14 protein-coding genes are annotated in these 23,134 nt (G+C 64.1%); 10 read left to right on the plus strand and 4 right to left on the minus strand.

The genetic code is table 11. The features are described 5' to 3' along the window. Positions 1-264: 264 nt before the first annotated feature. The 10 genes from CKO25_RS09540 to asnB (CKO25_RS09585) all read left to right on the plus strand — a co-directional run bounded on the left by CKO25_RS09540 (position 265) and on the right by asnB (CKO25_RS09585) (position 17,745). Entirely contained in the window at positions 265-1,095 is an 831-nt protein-coding gene (locus CKO25_RS09540; protein WP_200387701.1) for an ABC transporter permease, read from the plus strand. A 164-nt stretch (positions 1,096-1,259) separates the two neighbouring features. Then, the gene (locus CKO25_RS09545; RefSeq protein ID WP_200387702.1) at positions 1,260-4,859 is read left to right on the plus strand and encodes a rhamnan synthesis F family protein; all 3,600 of its coding nucleotides are present in this window, start codon (positions 1,260-1,262) and stop codon (positions 4,857-4,859) included. A 7-nt stretch (positions 4,860-4,866) separates the two neighbouring features. Further along, positions 4,867-5,796, plus strand: a complete 930-nt coding sequence (locus CKO25_RS09550; protein WP_200387703.1) for an NAD-dependent epimerase/dehydratase family protein — start codon at positions 4,867-4,869, stop codon at positions 5,794-5,796. A 45-nt stretch (positions 5,797-5,841) separates the two neighbouring features. Next, on the plus strand, positions 5,842-7,209 hold the full coding sequence (locus tag CKO25_RS09555) for an ABC transporter ATP-binding protein (protein WP_200387704.1): 1,368 nt from the start codon (positions 5,842-5,844) through the stop codon (positions 7,207-7,209). Then, positions 7,209-8,258, plus strand: a complete 1,050-nt coding sequence (locus CKO25_RS09560) for a methyltransferase domain-containing protein (RefSeq protein WP_200387705.1) — start codon at positions 7,209-7,211, stop codon at positions 8,256-8,258. Before CKO25_RS09555 ends, CKO25_RS09560 begins: the two co-directional genes overlap by 1 nt. 39 nt (positions 8,259-8,297) lie before the next feature. Then, complete coding sequence (locus tag CKO25_RS09565; protein WP_200387706.1) at positions 8,298-11,339, plus strand: class I SAM-dependent methyltransferase; 3,042 nt, start codon at positions 8,298-8,300, stop codon at positions 11,337-11,339. A gap of 110 nt (positions 11,340-11,449) precedes the next feature. Beyond that, positions 11,450-12,811: a rhamnosyltransferase WsaF family glycosyltransferase gene (locus CKO25_RS09570; protein ID WP_200387707.1), complete on the plus strand. Its 1,362-nt coding sequence runs from the start codon at positions 11,450-11,452 to the stop codon at positions 12,809-12,811. Positions 12,812-12,814: 3 nt separating this feature from the next. Beyond that, on the plus strand, positions 12,815-13,981 hold the full coding sequence (locus tag CKO25_RS09575; RefSeq protein WP_242467536.1) for a glycosyltransferase: 1,167 nt from the start codon (positions 12,815-12,817) through the stop codon (positions 13,979-13,981). After that, complete coding sequence (locus CKO25_RS09580) at positions 13,978-15,777, plus strand: glycosyltransferase (protein ID WP_200387708.1); 1,800 nt, start codon at positions 13,978-13,980, stop codon at positions 15,775-15,777. Before CKO25_RS09575 ends, CKO25_RS09580 begins: the two co-directional genes overlap by 4 nt. A 129-nt stretch (positions 15,778-15,906) precedes the next feature. After that, positions 15,907-17,745, plus strand: coding sequence for an asparagine synthase (glutamine-hydrolyzing) (gene asnB, locus CKO25_RS09585; RefSeq protein WP_200387709.1), 1,839 nt, complete (start codon positions 15,907-15,909; stop codon positions 17,743-17,745). Between the two features lie 4 nt (positions 17,746-17,749). Here the strand turns inward: asnB (CKO25_RS09585) and CKO25_RS09590 are convergent, their stop codons facing one another. Genes CKO25_RS09590 through asnB (CKO25_RS09605) form a run of 4 tightly spaced genes read right to left on the minus strand, consistent with a single transcriptional unit; the run spans position 17,750 to position 23,113 of the window. Next, on the minus strand, positions 17,750-19,657 hold the full coding sequence (locus CKO25_RS09590) for a methyltransferase (protein ID WP_200387710.1): 1,908 nt from the start codon (positions 19,655-19,657) through the stop codon (positions 17,750-17,752). Further along, positions 19,654-20,526 carry a glycosyltransferase family 2 protein gene (locus CKO25_RS09595; RefSeq protein ID WP_200387711.1) on the minus strand — a complete coding sequence of 291 codons (873 nt, stop codon included), beginning with the start codon at positions 20,524-20,526 and terminating at the stop codon, positions 19,654-19,656. The genes CKO25_RS09590 and CKO25_RS09595 overlap by 4 nt, the downstream gene beginning before the upstream one ends. Further along, positions 20,523-21,224: a class I SAM-dependent methyltransferase gene (locus tag CKO25_RS09600; RefSeq protein WP_200387712.1), complete on the minus strand. Its 702-nt coding sequence runs from the start codon at positions 21,222-21,224 to the stop codon at positions 20,523-20,525. The genes CKO25_RS09595 and CKO25_RS09600 overlap by 4 nt, the downstream gene beginning before the upstream one ends. Further along, the gene (gene asnB / locus CKO25_RS09605; protein ID WP_200387713.1) at positions 21,221-23,113 is read right to left on the minus strand and encodes an asparagine synthase (glutamine-hydrolyzing); all 1,893 of its coding nucleotides are present in this window, start codon (positions 23,111-23,113) and stop codon (positions 21,221-21,223) included. The genes CKO25_RS09600 and asnB (CKO25_RS09605) overlap by 4 nt, the downstream gene beginning before the upstream one ends. Positions 23,114-23,134 lie beyond the last annotated feature (21 nt).

Here is a 23,134-nt window from a genome sequence, read left to right on the forward strand (position 1 = left end):
GCCGCGGGTCTTGGGGGGAGGCGAGCCCTGCGCGGTGGACGCCGCGGCGGTGCGCGTTGGCTCGGCCGTGGGTTCGGAATGGGCTCCGCGATCGTGTTCGACACTGTAATGACAACGGGGCTGGAAACCGGGCACGCCGATGCGGCGCCATGCCGCGTGGGTCGAAAACAGATGACGCTTCGTTGGATTCACGCTTAAGATAGTCCTTTTCATGTCCGCGGTTGACGCCACGCCGCAGTGTCCGGCCGCCAACAATCGAAGTCAATGAATCCCCATCAAGAACACCCGGCGACCCCGCGCGCGCTCGTCTCCAGTCTCTGGAGTCACCGCGGTTTGATCGATCAACTGGTTCGGCGCGAGGTGATCGGTCGCTATCGTGGCTCGATCCTCGGCGTCGCCTGGTCGTTTTTCAACCCCATACTCATGCTGCTGGTCTACACGTTCGTCTTTTCGTTCGTCTTCCAGAATCGCTGGGGCGGCGGTGTCGGTGAGAGTCACGCCAGTTTTGCGGTCATCCTCTTCGTTGGCCTGATCGTGCATGGATTGTTCGCCGAGGTGGCCAATCGCGCGCCGAGTTTGATCCTCAACAATGTCAGTTACGTCAAGCGCGTCGTGTTTCCGCTCGAGGTGTTGCCTTGGGTGGTGATGGGATCGGCCATCTTCCATGCGTCGATCAGTTTGCTGGTCCTGCTGCTCGCGCAGCTCATGCTGGCGCACCACATCACCTGGACCTTGATCCTCTTTCCGCTGATCCTAGCCCCACTTGTCATGGCCGTGATGGGGATCGCCTGGTTCCTTGCCTCAATCGGGGTTTATGTCCGGGATGTCGGGCAAACCATTGGGATCATCACCACCGTCATGCTGTTTCTCGCCCCGATCTTCTATCCGATCTCGATCCTGCCGCCGCGACTCCAGGCCTTCTTCTATCTCAACCCGCTCACCTTCGTTATTGAAGAGGGTCGGAAGGTCTTGCTGTTCGGCCAGATGCCGAATTGGTGGGGCTGGCTGTTGTACAGCACGATCAGCCTCAGTGTGGCCTTCGCCGGGTTCTGGTGGTTCCAGAAGACGCGCAAAGGGTTTGCCGATGTCGTGTGAACATCCCGTGCCGCGGGGCACTGACTTCGGATCGCGGACGCCGCCGGGCGCCGCCGTGCCCCGCCGCGAAGCCGGTCATGCCAGGTCCCGCGGCCGCGATCGACCATCCAACCTCTGTTCGGCCGCGCTTGCCGGCGAGCAGTCCAAGTTCGAGTCCGTACTCTATGGATGACGCGTTTCTGATTCGCTCCGTGGCCTTCCAGCCCGCTCGCTTGGTTGACCCCGACTCCTGGATCGGACACATCCCCTTCGCGGCCTGGCTGATGCAGACGCTCCAGCCGCGCCAATTCGTGGAACTCGGCACGCATTCGGGAAATTCCTACTTCTCGTTCTGCCAGGCGGTGAAGGAAGCCGCGCTTGAGACCCGCTGCTTCGCGGTCGATAGTTGGGAGGGCGATGAGCATGCTGGCTACTATGGCCACGAGGTCTTCGCCGACGTCAACCAATACAACGATGCGCACTACGCCACCTTTTCGCGCCTGCTCCGCATGACCTTCGATGAGGCCATCGCATCTTTCCCCGATGCCTCGATCGATCTTCTTCACATCGACGGTTTGCATACCTACGAGGCCGTCAAGCACGATTTCGAGACCTGGCTGCCGAAGCTCTCCGCGACGGCCGTGGTCCTTTTCCATGACACCAATGTGCGTGAGCGGGGCTTCGGCGTCTGGCGGCTCTGGCAGGAACTCGCGGACCGTTATCCACTGCACCTGGAGTTCGTCCACTCGCACGGACTGGGGGTGCTGCAATTAGCCGCTGGGCAAGGGCGCCTCGCCCTGGACTGGCTCGAGGTCGACTCGCCCGCTCAAGGTCTCGTCCGCGCCTTCTTCACGGCGCGGGGAGAGCAGGTTCGGCAACAGTTCGCAGCGATCCAATTGAAGGCCGAACTGACCCGCCTCCAGCACGAGGCCCAGGCACGCGCGCCGAGCACCGAGGCGGCCATGCGGGACCGCCAGACGCCACCCGAGGAACTCGCGACACTGGAGCGCGGGGTCGCCGAGCGCCGAGCGCGGATCGCGGCACTGCAACAGCAACTCAACGATGGCGATGCACAGCTCACCCTATTGCAGCGCGAGCTTGCCGAGCGCGCGTTGCAGAATACGGCGTTTCCTCGGGCGCTGCATGATCGCGATGTTCAGATCGCTGAATTGCAACATGAGATCGCTGAGCGCGCCCGGCAGGTCGCCAGGCTTGACCAGGAGGTCAACAACACCAAGGCCGAGGCCGCAACCTTGCGCGACGCGCTGAAGGCCGCGGAGGTGCGGCTCGCTGATCTCTTGTCCTCGACCTCCTGGCGTGTGACGGCACCGATCCGCATGGTGCGCATGGCCATGATGCGGCGGCATGCCGACCCGGAGGTGACGCTTGATAACACTCAGGATAGCCCGGCACCGCCACAGGATGCCTTGCTTGACGATTTCGACCCGGATTTCTACCGCGAGGCCTATCCGGATGTCGTCGCCGCTGGTCTCGATCCGCGTGAGCATTATCTCAACTGGGGCGCGAAGTCCGGGCGGTTGGGGAATGCACCGGCACCACGGGTCCATGGTGATCCGGCCACGCTGGATTCATCCAAGCCCATCGCTCTGCTGGTCAGTCACGAGGCCTCGCGCACGGGTGCGCCGATTCTCACCCTCAACATTGCCCAGCGGTTACGTTCGACGCACCAGGTCATCGGCCTCGTCCTGAACGACCGTGGCTTGTTGACGGAATTCCAGCGGGTGTGTGATGTCGTGATCGGCCCCGTCGAGCAGGGCCATAATCCGGTGATCATTGCGCACATCATGACCAAGGCGTTGGGGGCGGTGCGCCCGGACGTGGCGATCGTGAACAGCATCGAGTCGCGTGCGGCGCTCCCCTGGCTGACGCGTCGTGCCATCCCCTCGGTCTGTCTGATCCACGAATTCGCCTCCTATACGCGGCCGAGCAGTGCCATTGCGGATGCCGTCTTGTGGGCGGGAGCCGTGGTGTTTTCCGCCGCGATCGTTCGTGAGAGCGCCGAGGAGGTGTGTGAGGGACTGCGAGCACACCCGGCGTTAGTCCTACCACAGGGACGGTCGCTGCCGCCGCACCCCGCGCGCACCCCCGAGGAGCGCGCCCGCGAACTCGACCGAATTCGTCATCTGCTGCGGCCGGCGTCGGCCCCCGCCGACACGGTGGTGGTGCTCGGGGCCGGTTCGGTGCATCTGCGCAAAGGGGTGGATCTGTTCCTGGCGTGCGCGGCTAAACTGCTGCAACTGCGCCCGACGACGCCCTTTCGTTTCGTTTGGGTCGGACATGGTTTCGATCCGGTGCGCGACGTGACCTACTCGGTCTATCTGCGTGATCAGTTGCAGCGGTCGGATCTCGAGGACATCGTGACCTTTGCCGGCGAGTTCGAGGATATCGAGCCGGCTTACGAGGTCGCTGACATCCTCTTCCTGAGTTCACGTCTCGATCCCCTGCCGAATGTCGCGATCGATGCCGCGCATCATGACCGACCTGTCGTGTGCTTCGAGCGGGCGACCGGTTTCGCGCAACTCCTAACGGATGCGGGTTTAGCGGAAGCCTGTGTCGCGCCCTATCTCGATCTCGACGCGGCCGCCCGTCGTCTCTTCGACCTCATCGAGCATCCGCGGCACCGCCAGGAGGTCGCGCGGGCCACCAAGGCGATGGCAACCCGTGTCTTCGACATGGAGCACTATGTTCGAACCTTGCTCAAGGTGGGCACCGAGGTCGGCGAGGCGCTCGCGCGCGAGCGCGAGGATGCGGAATTGATCGCCGCTTCCGGGGTGCTGCGAACGGACTTCGTGACGCGCGTGGGCGCGGCTCCGCGGCCCCTGATCGAGATCGCGCAGCATCATGTGCGGTCTTGGGCGAGCGGGGTGGATCTGCGCAAGCCGTTTCCGGGGTTCCACCCTGGTCTGTATCAGGACGTAGGAAACCCCGCGGCGCCCGATCGCAACCCTTGCGCTGACTATCTGCGCGCCGGTCGCCCTGCTGGCGCTTGGTGTCAACCGCTCATCACCCCGAGTTGCGATCCCATTGCCGGGGAGCTGCCGCTGCGCACGGCGCTGCATCTTCATGTCTACCATGCCGACGTGTTACCGGACATCCTGAACCGGTTGGCCGGCGCTGGCATCATGCCCGATCTGTTCGTGAGCGTGCCCTCCGCGGCGCTCGCGCGTGGCGTCGAAGAGAGCCTGCGCGCACGGAATCTGCAGGCGGTCGCGCTTGAGGAGGTTCCGAATCGAGGTCGGGATATCGGTCCCTTCCTGACGGCCTTCGGGTCCGTGATGCGCGAACGCTATGACATCCTGGGGCATGTTCACACCAAGAAAAGCCTGGATCTGGGCGACCCCGAGAGCGCACGGATCTGGTCCAATTTCTTGTTGGACAATCTCCTCGGTGGCCGTGTCGCGATGGCGTCTCGCATCCTCGCGCGCTTCGTCGCCGAGGCGGATCTCGGTCTGGTCTTTCCCGATGACCCGCATGCTTGCGGCTGGTCGGACAATCGCACGATCGCCTCCGCCATCGCTCAGCAACTCGGGCTGGGCGCGTTGCCCGAGCGCCATTTCTGGTTCCCCATCGGGACCATGTTCTGGGCGCGGACCGAGGCGCTGCGACCGTTGTTCGAGCGCGGCTATGATTGGGAGGATTATCCACCCGAACCGCTTCCCTATGATGGCACCTTCCTGCATGCGCTGGAGCGTCTGCTGCCTACCATCGTGCAGCGGGCGGGCTATCGTTATGCGCTCACCAATGTCCCGGGCGTCACGCGATAGGTCGACGATGAGCGGCAAGCATATCCTGATCCTCGGCGGTCACGGCTTCATCGGTTCGCATCTCACCGTCGCGCTCGTCGCCGGCGGGGCGCGCGTGCGGGTGCTCGACCGCGCGGGTGGCGTGCCCACCGCACCCGTGCGTGGCGTGGACTACCGCGTCGCCGAGTTCGGTGATCTCGCGACACTCGCCGAGGCGCTCGCCGACATCGATCTGGTGATCCATCTGATCAGCACCACGGTCCCGGGCACCGCCAACCTCGATCCGGTCGCCGACATCGAGGGCAATCTGATCGGGACGGTGCGCCTGCTGCAGAAGATGAAGGAGGTCGGCGTCGGACAACTCTTGTTCCTGTCCTCGGGCGGGACCGTCTATGGGGATACCGATGCCGTTCCCATCCCCGAGCAGCATCCGCTCGAACCGCTCTCCTCCTATGGCATCGTCAAGGTCGCCATCGAACACTACATCGGGATGCATGCGCGCCAACATGGCATGCGGTCACTCATCCTGCGGGTGTCCAATCCCTATGGACCCCGTCAGGGCCATCTCGGGGTGCAGGGGGTTATCGGAACCTTCTTCCAGCGACTCCGCGCGGGTGATCCCATCAAGATTTGGGGTGACGGACAGAGCGTGCGTGACTATCTCTATATCGATGACCTCACCGACTGTATCTGCACGGCCATTCACCGCGAGGTGTCCGGTGTTTTCAATGTCGGCAGCGGGCGGGGCACCTCGTTGATCGAGCTGCTCGCGATCGTGGCGCGGGTGACGGGAAGCGCCCCCGAGGTCGAATTCCAACCCGCGCGTGGTTTCGATGTCAGGAAGGTGGTGCTCGACATCACGAAGGCACGCACCACACTGGGCTGGACCCCCCAGGTTGGGTTGCCCGAGGGGTGTCAGCGGTATTGGGATTGGTTACGTCGTGCGAACGTCACCTGATCGCTGAGCACGCAGACCCGCCTCGCCGTTCCAACAGGATTTGCCATGTCTTCCACTCCCCATGCGATCAGCGTTCAGGACCTTGGTAAGTGTTACCAGATCTATGAGCGTCCGCAGGATCGTTTGAAACAGTCCATTGTCCCGCGTCTACGCCGTCTGATGGGCTTGAGTGCGCCGGATTACTACAAAGAATTCTGGGCCTTGCGCGATCTGTCGTTCAGCGTTCATCAAGGTGAAACGGTGGGCATCATCGGGCGCAATGGCTCGGGAAAGTCGACGCTGCTGCAAATCATCTGCGGCACCTTGACCCCGACAACGGGGCGGGTCGAGACCACCGGTCGGGTCGCGGCCTTGCTAGAACTCGGGGCAGGCTTCAATCCTGAGTTCACCGGCCGGGAGAACGTCTATCTGAATGCGAGCGTGTTGGGACTGACCGAGGAGCAGATCGATGTGCGCTTCGATGCGATCGCGGCGTTCGCGGATATCGGCGACTTCATCGAGCAGCCGGTGAAGACCTATTCGAGCGGGATGTATGTGCGTCTCGCCTTTGCCGTCATCGCGCATGTCGAGGCCGATATCCTGGTGATCGACGAGGCGCTCTCGGTCGGGGATGTCTTTTTCACCCAGAAGTGCATGCGGTTCCTCCGTGGCTTCATGGAGCAGGGCACGGTGATCTTCGTCAGCCATGACACCTCGGCCGTGCAAAATCTTTGTCAGCGAGCGATTTGGATCGAGCGGGGGGCGGTGCGCTTCATCGGGCCGGCGAAAGAGGCCGCCGAACGCTATCTCGAGGCGCTCTACGAATCGCAGCAGGGTGCCAGTACCCTGGCGCAGGAGGAGGCATCACCGCCCGAAGTTGAGGTTGAGATTGCGCCGGAGCCGCAGGACATGCGTCTGCGGTTTCTCAATTGCACTCAGTTTCGCAATGACATCGAGATCTTCGCCTTCGATCCCAGTGCGCCGGCGTTTGGCAAGGGGGATGGACGCATCACCTCCGTGGCCTTGATCGATGCCAACGGGGCGCCCTATTCCTGGGTGGTCGGCGGGGAGGATGTGATTCTCGAAATCGGTTGCCAGGCGCACACGGCGATGTATTCCCCGATTATCGGATTTTTCGTGCGGGATCATCTCGGCCAACCCCTCTTCGGTGACAATACCTATGTCACCTACAGCCGCGCACCGAAATTCGTCGAGGCTGGCAAGACGATGATCACACGCTTCGCCTTTCGCATGCCCATCCTGCGGGTTGGCGATTACAGCATGACCGTTGCCCTGGCCGAGGGGACACAGCAGGAGCATGTTCAGCACCATTGGATTCATGATGCGATCGTGTTTAAGTCGCACACGAGTAGCGTCGCCACCGGCCTCGTCGGGATTCCAATGCAATCGATCGAGATCCGGGTGGATTCCTGATGAGCGCCTCGCAACAGGGGAACGAAACCATGCAGAGTACTGATGAGCGACGGATCGAGACCGATGAATTCATCTTGGCCTTGGACTACTCCTGGTCGAACGACTATGCGTTGGGGTTGAGTGGATGGGTCGTGGGAAAGTCGGAACCGGTCGATGCCCTGCACATCGAGGTCGATGGCGTGCGGGTTGCCGTGGATCGTTGGCAACCCCGTCCGGATCTCCTCGCCGCTCATGCGCAGCATGCGCCGCGTGAGCACTGCGGCTTCGTGGTGGAGCTGCCACGGCGCGCCCGTCATGAACTGTGTGTCACCGCGACCCTAGGCGCGCGGACCGCATCGGCGGTGCTGAGCAGCGCGGGATTTCCGCCGCCGGCGCCATCTCCCTATGCGCATGGTGGCGGCTTGTACTCGCGCTTCGTGAATCTGGTCAATGCCCGCGAACTGCATGTCATGGAAATTGGTTCGCGGGTGGTGTCCCCGGATAGCATCAGTAAACGTGATTTGTTTGCCAAGGCGGCCAGTTATACCGGCTTCGACTACTATCCCGATCGCAATACCGATGTGGTGGGTGATGCCCATCGCCTCGCGAGCTACTTTCCCGACCGCCGGTTCGAGGCGATCTTCTCGGTGTCGGTGATGGAGCATCTGGCGATGCCCTGGGTGGTGGCACTGGAGATCAACAAGTGCCTGGAAATCGGCGGCTTGACGTTTCATGCGACCCATTTCTCCTGGCCGCTCCACGAACAGCCTTGGGATTTCTGGCGGTTCACGGATCAGGGCCTGAAGGTGTTGTTTGGCCCGCAGCTCGGCTTCGAGATTCTGGCCTCTGGGCTGTATGCCCCCTTGCGGATGCACCTCGACGAGCCCGCGCCGAGTCAGGAACTCTTCCCCGCGAACACCGGCTTCGGTGGGGTCGCGATCCTCGCGAAGAAGGTCGCGGATTATGATCCGGAACGTTTCCGATGGGATGCCACACTGCCTGAGGTGGTGGGGACGGATAGCGTCTATCCCGAACCCCAGCCATCCGGTTCGGATGGCTCATCGGCGTGATCGAGAACTGAGGATGCCCGCGTAGGTGGACCGTTAGCCATGGACTACGAGACCCTCGCGCGCGCCGCGACCATCCGGCCCGATGCACTCAACGCGCCGAGTGCCTGGAGCGGACATGTCCCCTTTGCGATGTGGCTGGTGCAGGTGCTCAAGCCCGGCATACTGGTTGAACTCGGGACGCACTATGGGCGCTCCTATTTCAATTTCTGCCGGTCGGTGAAGGCGGGCGGACTCCCGACCAAATGCTACGCGGTGGACACCTGGGAGGGGGATGCCCACGCGGGCCATTATGGCGAGGCCGTGTTCGCGACGGTGAACGAGCACAACCGACGCTGCTATGCCGATGTATCGCGACTGCTGCGAATGCGCTTCGACGAGGCCGTCGACTCCTTTGCGAATGGCTCGATCGATCTGCTCCACATCGATGGGTTCCATACCTACGAGGCGGTGAAACACGACTTCGAGCACTGGTTGCCGAAGTTGTCGGCGCATGCCGTTGTGCTCTTTCACGACACCAATGTGCGCGAGCGCGGCTTTGGTGTGTGGAGGCTGTGGGAGGAACTGCGCGCACGCTATCCCCTGCACCTGGAGTTCTTGCATTCCCATGGCTTGGGCGTGTTGCAACTGGATGCCGGGCAAGCGCATGCGCGGCTTGATTGGCTGTGCCCCGAGTCGGCGGAACGCGCGCTCTTGTTGGCCTATTTCGGCGCGCGCGGAGGCGAGCTCGAGCAACTGGACGCCGCGCGTGATGAACTTGCAGTCTATCGCTCCGAGCGCGATGCGTTGGGCATGGGACGTTCCATCCAGGACCGAGTGCGTGAAGGGGAGCAGCGCATCGATGCGCTGCAGCACGCGCTCATGGCGCGCGCCGAGGAGGCTCGTCTGTTACGTCAAACGCTTGCGCGACATGAGTCCATTCTGTCGGCGGCCGTTCAGGTGGCCGCGGAGCGCGATGCCCTGTTGGCGTCAACCTCATGGCGGATCACGCGCCCCATTCGTGCCTTGGTCAACCTAACGCGTCGCGATCCGCCGTCGCTCGCCGCCGCGCCACAACCGCGCGAGCAGGGTGAGGATGTGTCCGCACGCGGGATGTTGGAGGCAGGCGAGGACTGGACGCACGCCGCGGTGGGGGGGCGGCAGGTCCAGGGCCATCGGTCCGATCGGGTGCCGGGGCCGCGAGTCCTCTATATCAGTGGCGAGCCACATACGCCCGGACATCATTATCGTGTCGAGTGCGACGCGCAGGCCGCTCGTGCCGTTGGGGCGCATGGCACCCTGATCGAGGTCGCGGCGATCCTGAGCCACCTCGAGGAGGTGGCCGCGGCGGATCTGGTGGTCTTATGGCGCACCCCCTGGACCGAAGAACTCGCGCTCGTGATCCAAACCGCCCGTGCGGCTGGGGCCTGGATTCACTTCGATATCGATGACCTATTGTTCGACCCCACACTCGCAAGCACTGCGCTGATCGATGGGAATCGCACCCAAGGCCTGGCCCTGGACACCGTGGCGACCCGGTATGCACGGATGCGTCAGACCTTGCTGCAAGTCGATCTGTGCCGCGTGACCACCGAGGAACTCGCGCAGCAGGTTCGCACGACCGGGGTTCCCGTCGTGGTGCTGCCGAACGGTTATGACGAAACCACCTTCAACGCCTCCCGTCTGGCGGTGCGTGAGCGTGCCGCCAGCCTTGATGACGGGCTCGTGCGCATCGGTTACGCCGGGGGGTCGCGCACCCATCAGCGCGACTTCGCGGTCTGTGCGGATGCGGTCGCGCGGATCCTCCAGGATCGCCCCGAGGTCCGACTGGTGCTCTTTCGCGATCCCTCATCCGGGTTACCCTTGGTGGAGCTGAATGAATTTCCCCCCTTGCGAGACTGTCAGGATCGGATCGAATGGCGCGATCTGGTGCCGTTCCGGGGCTTGGCCGCGGAACTGGCGCGTTTTGATCTCAATCTGGCGCCACTGGAAATCGGGAATCCCTTCTGTGAGGGGAAGAGCGAGTTGAAATATTTCGAAGCCGCGCTGGCGGGTGTTTGCACCCTCGCCTCGCCGACCGGTCCGTTCCGCCGCGTCATCCGTCATGGTGAGACCGGCTGGCTCGCGGCTGATCCCGAACAATGGCGGGAGGGGTTGACGCGGCTGTTGGATGATCCTTCCTTGCGCCAAACCCTGGCGCGCGACGCGCTGGAATCGATCCTCTGGCCATTCGGGCCTGAACAACGGACCGAGCGGATGCATGTCCTGCTTGGCCATCTGCGCGGTCGTCGCGCCAGCCCGCCGCGCACCGTCAGTTTCGCGCAGCTGCGTGGGCGACGTTGGGAGCCGGTTTCGGTCCCAGCAGGACCGTCCGTGGCGACCCGTTTCGCTCGTGATCAGCTCAATGCGGCAGCGCTGACCTTGATCTTGCACCTGCCGAAGGACATCGGGGTCCTTGAACAGCGGCTTGCGGCGTTGCTGAGGCAACCCGCGCAGGATCTCGATCTCATCTTGCTCGCGGATGCCGGGGGCGAGGTGTCGCTTGAGCGGGTGTTGCTCTGGGCGGGGCAAGAGGGCAGGCGATTCCATCGCCTGCTCGTGCTCGAAGCTCTCACGCCGAGCGAACTAGGTCCACTCCGCAATCTCGCGATCACCCGGGCCGAGACCTTCTACGTGCTGCCGCTCGGGCCGCATCAGTGGCTGGGCCCCGATGCCGCGCAACAAGCCCTGATGGCGATTCGCGCGGCCCAAGCGGCCTTCGCGTGCCCGCTCATCGTCGCGGCGGATGGGGGAGCGGAGCGCGCCCGGCATGAGGGCGTGCCACGGGAACTGGTCCTGTTGTTCTCAAAGGCGGCGTGGACGTGCGTGGGTGGATATGCTGAGCTTGGAGGCGGCGGCGACCTGGACCTGTTGCGACGCTTCGCCGAGGCGGGTTTGGGCGGCGTGGGCGTGGGTGAGGAACCGCTCGCCTTCCATGACTGGACTCAGCGGCTCGCAGGGGATGCGCACGCGCGTCGGGAAGACTGGATCGCGGAGATCGAACGCGCTCACCCGGGGCTCGCCATGCTGTGGCGTACACCGCGTGGTGGACCAATCCCATCTTGAATGCCGGCTCGAATGTGCACCCTGTGATCTCAATGGGCGGCCCTGGGGTCACCCTGGCGGCGCGGTGGCACCAGGCCGGATTCACTCACCCCGCATGGAGGGATTCATTGATGAGGGGCTCGCTGTCCTGGTGGCTGATGCGGCCGTTTCGGGTCGCGGCTGGTCTCTGGCGCCGAGATCCGGAGTATCTCGCACAACTCGGGTTGGCTAAGCGCCCGAACGCCGGTGCGGAGGCGTCCTCGACCGGCGGCGACCGCGATGACCCGGCCGTGCCCCTGGTCACGGGCAGCAGTGGGGAGCGGTGTGCTGAGTGGTCGGTGCGCGAGTTCATGGCGAGTACCTATCCCGACCTCACGGGCTTGGGGGTCTACGTGGATCCAACCCCACTCAGGGCCGGTCGTTTGACCCTGCTGCTCGAATCACTGAACTCGCTCGACGTGCTGGGAACCGGTGCGACGGCACTGCTGTTCGCGGTGGCTTTAGCACGCCATCGTGGGGTCGCCTTGCGCCTGGTGACCCGGCAGGCGCCTCCCGATGCGCCGACCTGTGGCTCCATCCTGTCGCTCCAAGGATGGCGTGGCACGCTTAACACGACCTTCGAGTATGCGCCCGCACGAGAGGAGGCGCGCCGGCTGGCAATCGTCCCGGGTGAGACGATGCTCACGACCTCCTGGCGCACCACCATGGCGGCGCTCAAGGTCTGCGCGCCGGATCGCATCCTCTATTTGATCCAGGATGATGAACGCTTGCGTTGTCGCACGCATGACGAGCGACTGCGTTGCACCGAGATTCTTTGCCATCCCCAACTGCGCTTCGTCGTCAACAGTCGTGGCCTCTTCACAACGTTGCAGCAGGCGGGAATGCAGGGTGTGGCGGAGCGGGGCCTGGTGTTCGAACCGGCCTTTCCAGAGCCGCTCTATGCGCGTCAGGCACGCCGACCGCTTCAGCGACGTCGCTTCATCCTTGATGCCGCGCCCGGTGATCCCCTGGGGCTCTTCCCGCGCGGACTCGAGGTGCTCGCCGCGGTCTTGGAACAAGAGATCCTGACGGCGTCGGACTGGGATATCGAGATCATCGGGGCGGATCTGCCCAACTTGCGCTTGCCCCGTGGCGTGCAGCCACGCACGCTGGACCCAGCGCGTTGGCGCGAGCATCTGAAATCGATCCGCCAAGCCGATCTCGCGCTGGTGTTGAGCGCCCGCCACGCGCCCGCTTACGCTGCCCTGGCCTTGGCGGCGGCCGGAGCGGTGGTCGTCACCAACGCCACCGCGACCAACCGCGGGTTGCCGCGGCAGTGTGCCCGGATCCAGGTGGTCGAGCCGACGATTGCCGCCCTGAGCGCGGCACTGGCCGAGGGCCGGCTGTTGGTTGAGACGCCCCCCGAGCGGATCGCGCACCAGACGGCAATGCGTTCCGAAAGTGGATGGGAGACGGCCTTTGCTCCGGTGCTCGACGCACTGGATGGGTCGTGACGCATGTTTCGTATCCAGGTTCCCTTCATTGAGGTGGCCGACCCCTGGTTCGGATCCATATGGGATCGGCTCACGCGACTGGCGCGGGGCGATCGGCATGTCGCCTATTTCTATCCGCAACCGAACGCTGGAACCTTTCGTTACCGCGTGCAGAACATGATCGAAGCACTTGCGCAGAGCGATGATCGGATCGGCGCGAGTTGGTTCTGCAACGCCGATCTGCCTCATGTGGACGCGATTCTCGAACGCGCCGACGTGCTCGTCATCTGTCACGCGAAATACTCGGTCGACTCCGCGCAACTGGTGGCTAAGGCCCGCTGCCTGGGAAAGCGTGTCCTCTACGACATCGACGATCTCGTCTTCGATGGTCGCTACGTGCATCTGGTCTTGAATTATCTCGACCATCCCACCCGCGAGATCGATTTTGATTATTGGTTTGCCGATTTCGCGCGCTATGGTGCGCTCATGCGACTCTGTGATGGGGTCATTCTGACCAATGACTATCTCGCCGAGCGCGCATCGGAATTCAGCGGTTTGCCGACCTCGGTCGTGCCCAATTTCATGAACCAGGCACAACTCGAGCACTCCGCGCGGATCCTGGCGGACAAGCGATCATCGGGGTTTGCGCGCGATCAACGGGTTCACTTGGGCTATTTCAGCGGGTCGCCGACGCATCAGCGCGATTTCGCGGTGGTCGAGGACGCCTTGCGCGACCTCTTGATGAGTGATTCACGGCTCGTCCTGCGCGTCGTGGGCCATCTCGAACCCGGTCCGGTCCTGGCGCCCTTCGCCGATCGCATCGAACGTTTTCCCTTGCAGAATGTGCTCAATCTGCAGCGGCTCATGGGGGAGGTCGAGATCAACCTGGTGCCCCTGCAAGAGAATGCCTTCACCCACTGTAAATCGGCCTTGAAGGTGTTCGAGGCCGCGGCGGTCGGGACCATCAGCGTGGCGTCACCGACCTTCACCTTGCAGGCGGCGATCCGTGATGGCGAGACCGGGTTCGTCGCGCCAGCGCAGGACTGGTCCGACACGCTCCTGCGGGCGATCGCGGCACTGGATCATTACCAGGAGATGGCCCTGGCGGCGGCCGCCGCCGCCTGGTCGCGTGATGTTCCAGAGGCCCAGGGTCCCGGGCTGCTGCGAGCCCTGTTCGGTGATGAAATATGATGGACGACCCGATCGATCCGCGTGTCACGGCGGCCTTGGACTGGTGTGAGCACGCGGGTGGTGACAGGCTGACCCTGGCCATTCCATTCGAACTCCCCACCACCGCGGTCCAGTGTTTGCTGGAGCGGCCGCTGGTGACGAGTCTGGTGGTGGGGGTGGCGAGCGATGATCCGTCGCTCCCCAGCGAGCGGATCGGTGTCTTCCTGCCAGAGGTTTTTTCCTGGCGTCTCCCGACCCAGATCGCACCTTGGGTCGTCTATCTCGGTGGGCGTGAGCGCATCACCGCACGGATGATTCGTGCCCTCCTGCTCCAGGGGGTTCGGGAGCTGGTGTTTTGGGACCTCGACCGTTGGATGTCCCAATCAATGCCGGGGATCGCGGCCGCGCGAGTGCAGGCGAAGATCGCATCCGTGGCCGAGGTCATGGTCTCGACGCTGCGCGCCCGAGTTCCGGGCGCCGCGGCATGGTTCGCCGGTCTCACCGAGCGGCGGATCGAGCGCTTGCTCGATCCGCATGGTCGTGGGCCGTCGTCGCTCCTCTCACCCACGCCCAATCGTGTGCTGATCGCCTGTCCGACCTTGGTGGCCGGCGGCGCGGAGCGCCAGATCGTCAACACGGTGCTGGGATTGCAACGGCAGGGCGGTCTCGACGTCCGAGTGCTGGTGTCGAATCTCCATGCCCCGCCCGGCAATGATTTCTTCCTCGACATCCTGACGGCCGAGGGGGTCGACGTTCAGGAGGTCGAGGGCCCCCTGAGCACCGGTGCGTCCTGGCAACGCTATCAGTCCGACCCCGAGACCCGCGTCCCGCGGGATATCCGTCTGTTGTTGAAGAATCTGCCGTCCGAGACGGCCGATGAGGTGGCGAATCTCTATGTGGCTTGTCGCGCCCTCCGGCCCGCCGTGGTTCACGCCTGGCTCGACCACAGCAATGTCTGCGCGGGTTTGGCGGCCCTAATGGCGGGGGTCCCGCGGGTGGTGCTGTCGGGACGGAACGTCAGCCCGATCCATTTTCTCTACATCCTGAAGCCGATCATGCGTCCGGCCTATCGGGCGATGGCCACCCGCGCGGAGATTCGTCTGGTCAACAACAGCCATGGTGGCGCGGCAGATTATGCCGCCTGGTTGGGGCTGGACGTTGGACAGTTTCGGATCGTCTACAATGGCCTCCAGACCGCTGGCTTGGTCCGGGCGACGCCCGCGCGGATCGCCGCCTTCCGGGCCCAGCACGGGATTCCGGCTGATGCGCAACTCGTCGGTGGCATGTTCCGTCTCTCCGGCGAAAAGCGTCCAGGGTTGTGGCTCGAGACCCTGATGCGTCTCACGGCCGAGCGCCCGCATCTCCATGGTCTGCTGTTCGGTGCCGGTCCGCTGCGTGGCGAACTCGAGGCGAAGCTCGCGCGGTCCGGATTGGCCGGGCGGATTCATCTGGCCGAGCCCACGAAAGACAGCGCCCTGGCCCTGTCCGCGATCGATGTGCTCTTGCTGACCTCGCGTTGGGAGGGGACGCCGAATGTGGTGATCGAGTCACAAGCCTTGTCCACGCCGGTGGTGGTTTGTGGCGGCGGTGGTGCGCGCGAATCGCTGGCTCCAGGAGAGACCGGTCTCTTCGTCGAACAGCCGCACGCCGAGGCCCTCGCGAGTGCCGTGCGCTCGCTGTTCGACGATCCCGGACGTCGGTCAAGGTACGCCGCGGCAGGCCCAGCGTTCGTTACCGAGCGGTTTGGTCTCGAGCGCATGCTCTCGCAGACTTTGGAGCTCTATGGCTTCCGCCCCGACCCCGGTCCCCGAGCATGAACGCGACCACGCTGACCCGCATCCGCCGAGGTGGTGTGAACCCTGGCCGGGACGGACTTTCTTGCTTCCACGCCGCGCGCCCAGGCACCGGTCGTGCGGCTCCCAACACGCGTTTGAGGCGGTGACGGTATGTGTGGTATCGCAGGGATCCTTTACAGCCCCGGGGTCTTCTCAACCGAGGGACTCGCGCAGTGCTTGCTCGAGGTGCGCGACACCATGGTGCATCGCGGCCCCGACGACGCTGGGCTTTGGCTCGACCCGGATGGTGGCTGTGGCCTGGCGCATCGGCGCCTCGCCATCATCGACCTCTCGGCCGAGGGACGTCAGCCGATGGGAAACGCGGACGGCTCCGCGCAGGTCACCTTCAATGGCGAAATCTACAACTTCGAGACCTTGCGCGACGATTTGATCGCCCGTGGGCATCGTTTCCATTCGCATACCGACACCGAGGTCATCCCGCATCTGTTCGAGTCGTTCGATCGACGCCAAGTCGAGCGGTTGGACGGCATGTTCGCCTTTGGGGTGTGGCATCGCCCGAGCCGGCGGCTGCTGCTCGCTCGTGATCCCTTCGGCAAGAAACCGCTTTACTACGCCCAGGGACCTGGCTGGTTCGCCTTCGCCTCGGAGTTACAAGCCCTGACCCGGATACCCGGCTTCGATCGCTCCATCGACCCCGATGCGCTGGCCTACTATCTGATGCTCCAATATGTGCCGGCGCCGTTCAGCATCTATCGCGGCGCGCGCAAGCTGTTACCGGGCTCGACCCTGGTGGTGCAGTCTCGAGGCGACCATTTCGAGGTGGGTGAGGCGGAGCGTTTTTTTCGCTTCGATCCACGTGAGCCCGCTGCCGCTGACGGGCTCGCGCTTGAGGAACGCCAGGAGGAACTGCGTCTGCGGGTGCGCGAGGCGGTGCGCAAGCGACTCATGAGCGACGTGCCCCTGGGTGCCTTTCTCTCGGGTGGGGTGGACTCGGCGCTGGTGGCGGCCATGGTCACCCAGGAGTTGGGTCGACCCTTGCGGACCTTCTCAATCGGATTCGGCGGCACCACCGAGACGGAACACCAATACGCGCGCGAGGTCGCCGCGCACCTCGGGACGGATCATCATGAAGATATCCTGAGTCCCGATGCCTTGGAGCTGGTTCACGAGATTGCCGCGCGACTCGACGAGCCTAATGGCGACTCGTCCTGTCTGCCGACCTATCTGCTCTCGCGTTTCACCCGTGAGCAGGTCACCGTGGCCCTGTCGGGCGACGGCGGGGACGAGGTCTTTGGCGGGTACGGACGCTATCGCGACACGCTGCTGGAACAGGAGAGTCTGCCGCGGCGCTTCGTCCAGAGTGTGCGCCAACGTCGTCTCTATAACCCCGCGGATGCCTATCTCTCGCCCCGTTGGTTTACCCTCCCACCCGACCAGGTCGACGCGCTCACCGGCGGGCGGCCGCCGGCGGTGGCCGCGACCTTGCGTTCCTGGCGGGCGGCCTTGATGGATTCCAGCCAGCCCCTGATGCACCGGATGCGTGCCCTCGATGCCGAGACCTATCTGCCCGGGGCGGTGCTGCCCAAGGTCGATCGGATGAGCATGCAGGTGTCCTTGGAGGTGCGCTGTCCGTTGCTCGACCGCGACCTCGCCGAGTTCGCCCAGGGGCTGCCGGTGTCGGCCTGTTGGCAACCCCCGGCCGAAACCAAGCGGATCCTAAAGCGTTTGGCGACTCGCTATCTTCCTGAATCCTGGATGAACCGGCGCAAAATGGGATTTGGCCTGCCCTCCAACACCTGGTCGAGCGAGCGCACCTTGCGCCTCGCCCATGATCTGTTGCTGGTGCCCGAGAGTCGCGTGGCTGGGTTGCTCGATCCCGACGCGCTGCGCCGCCTGATCGCGCACCAGGCCTCGCCGGGCTGTTTTTCCATCTACCAGATCTGGCCCGTGTTGATCTTGGAACTCTGGTTACGCCGCTCCGATCCGTGACACATCAGGTTGGCGGCGCGCCGGTCGTCCCGTCCGCGACCAGTGGCTTGGTGCCCATGACGCTCCAACTGTAACCGTGCCGATGATGCAGCCTGATCTCCTGGAATCCAGCCGTCGCCAGCAGCGCCTGGGCCTCCTCGCGCCGATAGTATTTCGCATGACTGGGGTTGAGCTGATCGAAGATGGTCAGACGACGTTTGTCGGGGGCGAGTCGGCCGAGGTGATCACGCATGTACGCACGCATCGGGAGCGGCAGCCAGCGACAGAGCCACATGTAAGCGGACAAGGGGAGATCGAGCGTCCACACCAGGGCCTCGAGAACCCGATCCGGCAGGCGCTTGGTGATAGCGCGCAGCGGTTGCGCGAAGGCCAGGTAGAGACCATTGCCCTCGCGTCCATAGAGCCAGACGAACAGACGCCCCCCAGGTCGTAGCGCCTGATAGGCCGCGCGTACCACGGGTGCGGGGTCCGGGATGTGATGCAGGACGCCAAAGGAGACAACCAGATCGAAGGGGCCCAGTACCGCGATCGCCTCGCCGCTTCCCTGATGACAGTGCACCCGCTCTGTCTCCGTGGCAAAGCGCTCGGCGAGCACCGAGAAGGCTCGTGAGGGTTCGATGGCGGTGACCTGGCTGGCCCCGGCGGCAAGCAGCATGGCGACGATGCGACCGGTGCCGCTGCCGATATCGGCGACCTTGAGCCCCTGAATCTCGTCTGGCTCGAGGAGTGGGGAGAGCAGATCGGTGAAGAGTTCGGGTGATCCGTAGTAGCCGGAATTGTCGGTGAACCGAACCCATTGGTCGCCAAAGTCGGTGATGGTTCGATCAGTCTCGCGCTGAGTCACGTGCAGGTCCTCTCGGCAACGAAGGCGCGCGCGCCTGGGGGGCTGGTCGGCATGGGTTGGCGCATGAGTCGTGCCTTGGGGTGTCGTGCGCCATCTTCCGACCTGATCGACATCGCCCCAGAGTTCCAGCAGTGATCCCTGCATGGCGCCGATCAGGCGGCCACTGTAGACCACCGAGGCGAGGAGGATCGCCGCGCTGGGGGCGAGTCCGAGCATCGTCAGGGCGCCGGCGCCCGCGACATCGCCAAGGCTGGCGCCCAGCAAGGAGAGTGGGATGGCCATGCCCAGGAGCGACGCCGCGATCGCGAAGGTCAGGGTCCACCAGCCGATGAGAATACCGCTGGCCCAGGCGAACGAAAACACCGAAGCGCAGACGAGGCCGAGCGCGACGAAGGAGAGCAGAAGTGGACGCATCAGGCGAGCGCCGAGTGACCGTGTTGCCAGGAGGACCTCGGTCAGTTGGGTGCGCAGCCGTGGTTGCGCCAGCACCACCAGGAGCGCGATCAGCACGAGCGCCAGGGCGAGCAGGAACCACCTCGGATCCATGGCCCATTCGATCCGTGCGGGAAGGATGAAACCGGCCAGCGCCAGCGCAACTCCCACGGCGGCGATGAGCCCCAGGATCCGGTCGAGGAGGAGGGCGATGAGGAGCGCGCGCGTCGAGGCGCCGGGGACGAGGCGTCGGATCATGATGAAGCGCGAGATTTCCAGGCCCACCGACATGGGCACGAAGAAGAAATAGAACAATGAACGCAGATGGATCACCATGGCCTGCCGCGCGGTAATCCGGATCTCGAATGCGGCCAAGGTCGCCCGCAGGCGCAGGGCGGCGGCGTAGAGTGCGGCCTGGTTGAGCACCAGCGCCAGGATGACTCCGCTCGCGATGATCCCGGTGGTCTCGATCGCGAGCCTGCCCCACGCCCAGTGGATCAGCACCAGCAGTCCACCGAGCACCAGCCCCATCTTCACGACGATCAGCCACCGCGGGATCTGGCGAACCAGGCGCGGGCTCGGGAGACTCGCGTCCTCGGCCCCGTCGGGGAGGATCGGTCCCGCGCCGGTCCTCATTCCGAGCCAGTCCGCACCAGGATCTGGCGCAGGAGATCCGCGATGAGGCCAAGGGCGAAGACCACGATCGCCATCAGCAAGCCCCCCACGCCCAGGAAATAGGGTGCGTGCAGCCCGGTGAGTGCCGCCGTCACAAATCCGGCGATCGACAGCGCGACCGTGATGATGGTGAGTAAGAGAAAGAGTTTGAGGGGATTGTAATAGATGATGGCCTGGACGATGTATTGCAGCGTCCGCAGCGAGTCGGCGAAGAGGCGCACCTTGGTCTTGCCGATCCGCTCATGATAGGGAATCGGAAGATAGCTGACGAAACGCCCCGTCAGCATATAGGCCAAGGTCAGCGAGGTGGTGAAGCTGAAGGTATTGCAGAGGTGTGGTAAGTAGCCACGAATGGTCTGGCGACTGAACACGCGCAGACCCGAATTGGCATCTGGAATGCTCCGCCCGGCACTGAATTCCACGAGGAACTTCAGGATCGTGCGCAAGGGTCCCTTGAACATGCTGCCCTCGTAATGATGACCGGTGCGCGCGCCGACCACCATATCAAAACCCTGACGAAATTCCGCGAGGAGATCCGGGATGGCCGCGGCCGGGTAGGTCAGATCGGCATCGATAATCACGATGGTGTCGTGGCGCGCCGCCAGGATCCCGGATTTCAAGGCTTGTCCGTAACCCACGTTATGCGGATGGCGGATCACCGTCGCGCCCGCCGCGGCCGCGATCCGGCCGGTCTCGTCGTGCGAGCCATCATCGACAACCAGGATCTCGGATTCAGGTTCTGGCAAGCGCGCGAGCACGGCCTGGAGCGATTCGATGGTGCGCTGGAGTCCATCGGCTTCGTTGAACGCAGGAATGACGAGACTGATCATGGTTTTCGAATCACGCAAATCATGGATTGACCGAAGACAGGCCGGGCGATGACGTCCACCGCGCGTGCAATGGGAACGACGAAACGATCAAAGAAGCGGATCTGACCATTTACCGAAGCCGCATCCAGGCTGGTATGACGCATCGCTTTGTTGACCCACCACCCCAGGCCGCCAAGGGCATTGAAATAGCGCCGCTCGATCAGGTCACCGCCGCGCGCGGTCAGCCGCGCGATATCGGCGAAGCGGTAACGGCGCACATGGCCGGCCATGCGATCGAGATCGGAATAGAGCGCTGAAAAGGCCGGTACCAAGATCAGTAAGTGACCGCCCGGCACCAGGGTCGCCAGTAACGCGGCGACGGCCTCCTCGTCCTGCTCGATGTGCTCGAGCACATTGATACAGAGGACGGTATCGATCCGTCGCGGTGCAATGCGTTCGGCCAATGCGGGGTCCGTGACATCCGCCACCAGATAGTCCTCACTCGCGTGGCGCGCGCGGGCTTGCGCGACACACTCGGGATCGATGTCGACGCCCAGATAGTCGATCCCGGCGGGGAGGAAGCGGCGATATCCGCCGTGGCCGAGGCCGACCTCCAGCAGGCTGTGGCCCATGAACGGGGTGAATCCAGACAGGATCCAGCGTGTGTAGTTCTCGGCATCCTCGATCGCGGAGGAGTAGGTCTGAGCGCCAGTCTTCAAGGATGATCCAGCCATAGTGCGAGACACAGGAGTCCGTAGAGTTTCAGACCATGATCGCGGCGTTGCGCGGCATGGTCCCGATAGAGGGCGTCGATGGCTTGCGGCCTCACCCATTCATGCAAACGGGGCGAGGCGAGCGTGTCGCGCGCGAAGTCGCGCAGTGCGCCATTGAGCCATTGCGAAATGGGTGCGTTGAACCCGCGTTTGCTGCCGTCGAGGACCCCGCCCGGCAGTCGGCCGCGGAGGCTCTCGCGCAACAGATATTTCTTGCGCCATCCCTTGAGCTTCCAGTGCACCGGTAGGGCGGCTGCAAACTCCACCAACCGATGATCGAGCAGCGGGGCACGTGCCTCGAGCGAGTGAGCCATGGTCGAGCGGTCGACCTTAACCAGGATGTCGTCGGCCAACCAGGTTTTGATGTCCACATAGCCGGCTTGATCGACCGGATGACAGGTCTTCACCGCGGCGACGTGCGGGGCGAAGGCCGAGAAGGGATCGGCGGTGGACTCATCGAACAGGTCGCGCCAAGCCGGCTGCATCATCTCGCGCCGTTCGTCGCGCGACAAGATGTCACGCCAGGAGGCATGGGCACGCGCGCCATCGAGGTGCAGACCCGCGAGGAAGTGTCTGAGCTTATAATCCCAACTGACTTTCGAGAAGCTGACCGGGAGCAGGGCGTCCGCGACCCGATAGCCGGCGCGTGCCATGCCTGCGGGAATCCAGGATAGGGCCCGATGCAAGCGATCGGCCGCATAGGTCTCGTAGCCCGCGAAGCATTCGTCGGCACCATCGCCCGAGAGCGCGACCGTGACAGATTGGCGGGCGAAGGCGGCGAGCAGATAGGTCGGGATGGTCGAGCTGTCGGCAAGCGGTTCGCGAGCGGCCCAGCGAATGGCCGCGATGGTCTGCGCGGTCTCGGCCGTGGCGACCTGATCCTGGTGATCGAGGCCCAGGGCACCGGCGACCGCGCGGGCCTGCTCGACCTCGTCGAAGCTGGCGATCCCGAACCCCATGCTGAACGTGTGAACCTGCTCGTGCGGGAGCACCCGTGCCATGGACGCGGCCACGGCCGAGGAGTCGACTCCACCGCTGAGGAAGGCCCCGAGAGGGACGTCACTGACCAGCCGCAGCCGGACGGCGTCATCGATCAAGGCGAGGAGTTCGTCCGCGGCGGCAGCCTCGGAGGCGAAAGACCGTTTCGCTCGATAGATCGACGCGAGATCCCAATAGGCCTCGGGGCGCGGCACGCGGCCCTGCTCACAGCACATGAAGTGTCCGGGAGGGAGGCGTTCAATGCCCTGTTGGAGACTGTGCGCGCCGAGGCTGTAATTGAGCATCAAATAGTGCGCGAGTCCGATCGGGTCGACCGCGGTCGGGCAAGCAGGATGCGCGCGCAGGGCGTGCGGTTCGGAGGCGAACAGCAATCCACCATCGGGGAGATGAACAAAGAACAGGGGTTTCTCACCCAGGCGGTCGCGCGCGAGGAGCAGTCGACGGCGTGGTGCGTCCCACAGCGCAAAGGCGAACATCCCGTTGAAGCGATCGAGGCAGCCGGTTCCCCAAGCCTTGTAGGCCTCGAGAATGACCTCGGTATCGCCGTGCGTGCGAAATTGGCCGCCGCGGGCGATCAACTCACGACGCAACTCCCGATAGTTGTAGATCTCGCCGTTGAAGGCGATCGTGAGCACGCCCGCATGATCCTGCAGCGGTTGGTTGTTCGCCGCGGAGACGTCGATGACCGAGAGCCGGCGATGGCCGAGTGCGATCGCATCGCGCTGGATGAACCCATCCGCGTCGGGGCCGCGGTGGGTCAAGCGTGCCGTCATGGCGTGCACGGCGTCCGGTTCGATGGGCCGCTCCCAGCTCAATATCCCCGCTAATCCGCACATGGGGTTGCTCCAGTTGAGGGC

This window comes from Thiocapsa imhoffii (genome assembly GCF_016583985.1).
GTDB lineage: Bacteria > Pseudomonadota > Gammaproteobacteria > Chromatiales > Chromatiaceae > Thiocapsa > Thiocapsa imhoffii.